Source organism: Mesorhizobium sp. M2A.F.Ca.ET.039.01.1.1, from assembly GCF_003998035.1.
In the GTDB taxonomy this organism is placed as follows: domain Bacteria; phylum Pseudomonadota; class Alphaproteobacteria; order Rhizobiales; family Rhizobiaceae; genus Mesorhizobium.
This window is the reverse complement of the sequence record NZ_RZRY01000676.1, coordinates 1-3330: the sequence shown is the minus strand read 5'-3', so window position 1 is coordinate 3330 and position 3330 is coordinate 1. Positions and strand designations below refer to the sequence as shown.

The following is a 3330-nucleotide window of genomic DNA, read 5'->3' as shown; positions in this document are numbered from 1 at the left end:
GGCCAGAGCGTCGACCGCAAGGCCGCCGAACTCCAGCTGGCGGCGCTCGGCTGAGCCCGCCAGGGCGAGGCCTCAGCCTCGCCCACCATCCCGCAAGCTGGGGCCAGTTCCTGATGGGACCGTCTTTTGTTCCGCCGCTATCTCTCCCTGCCACTCAGCGGGCTGAGTGGGAACATTTGCGCATCGTCATTCCACGGATCGAAGACGATTGCGCCGGAAGACCGCGCGTCCTTCACGTTGCGCGTGACCAGATAAAGATCGTGTTCGAGCGCGCTCGCAGCGAGCATTGTATCGATGACCGGCGGCGCATGTGCGCTTACGCGCTTGACCTCGCCGGAAATCCGGCCCCAGCGCCGGACGATCGTGTCCCCGAGCGACAGGACGCGCCTGCCGAAGCGCCCCGCCAGCGCATCGCGGGCCGCTATATAGCGCGGCCGCTCGGCGTGATCGGCGGCAAGGTTGTGGATGCCCTTGTCGTATTCGGCAAGCGTCAGCACGCTGATGTGAAAGGTCTCCTCGTCCTGTCCCTCGGCCCAGCGCTTCACAGACGGCGCGCCCTGCGGATTGATGAGGGCGGCCACGACATTGGTGTCGAGCAGCCAGCCCCTCACAGCTCCACATCCCGCCCGTGATCCAGCTCGCGCTCGAGATCGAGCCCGCCGAGATGCAGGCTCTCCATGAACTGCACGAACGGCGGACGGGGTTTCTCAGGCGCCAAGCGCTCGAACTCTTCGACGCTCATCACTACGACCGCATCATGGCCGCGCACGCTCACCCGCTGCGGCCCCTCCTCGCGGGCGTGCCGCACCACCTCGCTGAAGCGCGCCTTCGCGTCCTCGAGTTTCCATCGTCCTGTCGCCGCGCGGGGCGCTGCCCGCTTCGCTTTCGTCAGTTCTGGCCGCTTGCCCATAATTTCATACCTAGTCAGCTGGTCAGATATATAACGCGCGCAAAGCGCTCGTGCCAGCGTATTCGGTCGCAACGGAGGCAGATGACACCGAGGCCGCCAGCACGTCCGCTGCTGGGGCTATCGCAACTGCACACTGCATCCAACATCCCAGACACGATGAGATAGTTGGTTCGAAATGATGCCTGTCCTGTTATAATTCGCCAGCCGGCGTTTGGGGTGGCAGCAATGTCATTGTCGCGCTACCGCGGTATCTACTGGCCCGCTGAGCTGGACATGCTCCAGCGGGTATTTGATCGGCTGTGCAACGAGCGCCATCTCGCCAAGAAAGACAGGGAACAGCGGGAATACCTGGCCAGGGAAGTTTTCCAGGCTTTCGATGACGGGGTCACGGACGAAGCGGACCTGCTACGGGCCATTTCGACGAGGCGGAGAGCCTGATGCCACCCGCGTTATCTTGCGGTCGCCCGAGCTGAAGGTCTTGTCGTCGAAGTAGCCTGGGCGCTGTCGCGCTATCGGCGAGCTGCCATTCTTCGCCACGCTCAGGTCAGAGCTCTTCCGTCACGAAAGCTTGGCTGGACGAGCCGGACATACGAGGCCCGGCCTGCTTATCCGGGAGGAGTGACACAACGTGAGCAGGTCGGGCCGTGCCCCCCTGTTGATGGAGCACCGCGATCGTGTTCCCACGTGGCAGAAGATGCAAGCAGGTCTATACGCTTGCAAAAGAGCCCGACCGCAGGGCACGCCGCAGGCATCTTGACCTGTCTCACGGGCCGGCCCGCCTCGAAACTTCACCCGGCCGACGCTCGGCCTGGCCGTATCGACTTGGTGGCCCTGCTGCAGTTGCACCTAGCCCCGCCTGCTATCCTTGGCGTGCCGCTTTGCCTTGCGCCATTCTCAAGCCACAGGTGACCACCGCAGGGCGCCGGGATTGGACCGGATTTGCTTGCGTCATCGAGGCTCCGACGATGTTTGCCGGCGCGGAAACCGGTGTGCCAATCCCATCTACTGTCATGCAGCCAGTGGAATAGCCCCTCCGAAACGAATTGAGTCCCTAAGTCCGTTCGCGCGGCGCTCGCAAGCCCCGCGGCTCCGGACCGTGTTGGCGCGTTTCGCGCCTGTCCGCACTTCGCGCCCCGTCCCGGAGGTCGCTCCTGCCGGGTCCGGCGCCGCACGCAACGGCTTCGCCGTCCTCCACAGTCGTTTCGGCCCTGCGGGTGCCCGCGCCTCCTGATCGCCCCGGCTGACGGACCGCCGTGACGGGGCCGCGATGGACGCGGCCTCCAGAATGGAGGTTCAGGAAAATGAGCAGGAAAGAAAAAGGATCACGGGCCGATATCTACGCGAAGATCACCGAGAAGATCGTCGCCGATCTCGAAAAGGGTGTACGCCCCTGGGTCAAGCCATGGAGTGCGGGTCATCCGAGTGGCAGCGTCACCAGGCCGCTACGCCACAACGGGCTGCCCTATCAGGGTATAAACACGCTGCTTTTGTGGTCCGAAGCGGTCACGCGAGGCTTTGTTTCACCCTACTGGATGACATTCAAGCAATCGGTCGAACTGGGCGGCCATGTCCGCAAGGGCGAAACCGGAACCACGGTCGTGTATGCCGGCAGCTTCAGCAAGACCGAAGTCGATGCCAATGGCGACGAGGTCGAGCGCGGCATTCCGTATCTCAAAACCTATACGGTCTTTTGCGTGGACCAGATCGACGAGCTGCCATCGCATTACTACGCAGCAGCGGAGCCCACGGCTGGGCCCGTCGAGCGCATCGAACATGCCGATCGCTTCTTCGACTATACCGGCGCGGTGGTCCGCTATGGCGGCGACAAGGCGTTCTACTCCCCGGTCACCGATCATGTGCAACTGCCTCGGCCGGAGCTGTTCAGGGACATGGCGTCTTTCGTCGCTGTGAGGGCACACGAAACCCTGCACTGGACGTCGGCTCCCGATCGTCTCAATCGGGACCTGAGCCGATACCACAAGGATTGCACGGACAGGGCGCGCGAAGAGCTTTTGGTGGAAATTGGGAGTGCAATGATCTGCGCGGACCTCGGGATCGTCCCTGAGCTGGAGCCGCGGCCGGATCACGCAAGCTACGTGGCCTCGTGGCTCAAGCTGCTCGACGGGGACCACCGCGCGATCTTTACAGCTGCAGCGCATGCACAGCGCGCCGTCGCCTACCTGCACGGTTTGCAGCCGCAGTCTCAGACGATGGGTGACGCGGCCTAATGTTCCATTCTTCTCCGTCTGGGTGTGGTATGTCGGCCAAATGGTCCCCAAGTTTGTCCTATCTCTGTGGTCGAGAGCACCCGAGAAAAGGAAAGCTGATGCCTGAGCTAGACCCGCATGTTGCTGACGAAGTGCCCTGGTCCGACAGGATCACCCCTTACGATGACCGGCACAAGGTGATCTACATGCGCC

At 63.1% G+C, this 3330-nt stretch carries 3 protein-coding genes; 1 reads left to right on the top strand and 2 read right to left on the bottom strand.

The window, feature by feature from the left end:
* Positions 1-137 precede the first annotated feature (137 nt).
* On the bottom strand, positions 138-611 hold the full coding sequence (locus EOA24_RS31655; protein ID WP_127410474.1) for a type II toxin-antitoxin system VapC family toxin: 474 nt from the start codon (positions 609-611) through the stop codon (positions 138-140).
* On the bottom strand, positions 608-910 hold the full coding sequence (locus EOA24_RS31650; RefSeq protein WP_127410473.1) for a type II toxin-antitoxin system Phd/YefM family antitoxin: 303 nt from the start codon (positions 908-910) through the stop codon (positions 608-610). Before EOA24_RS31650 ends, EOA24_RS31655 begins: the two co-directional genes overlap by 4 nt.
* Before the next feature lie 1301 nt (positions 911-2211).
* Between EOA24_RS31650 and EOA24_RS31640 the strand changes: the two genes are divergently transcribed.
* Positions 2212-3138 (top strand): zincin-like metallopeptidase domain-containing protein, encoded by a 927-nt coding sequence (locus EOA24_RS31640; RefSeq protein ID WP_127410471.1) that lies wholly within the window; start codon positions 2212-2214, stop codon positions 3136-3138.
* The last annotated feature ends 192 nt before the right edge of the window (positions 3139-3330 follow it).

What these genes read in the sequence shown, in the direction of transcription:
- EOA24_RS31650 (WP_127410473.1), bottom strand. Translation starts at nt 910, where the DNA reads ATGGGCAAGCGGCCAGAACTGACGAAAGCGAAGCGGGCAGCGCCCCGC.
- EOA24_RS31640 (WP_127410471.1), top strand. Translation starts at nt 2,212, where the DNA reads ATGAGCAGGAAAGAAAAAGGATCACGGGCCGATATCTACGCGAAGATC.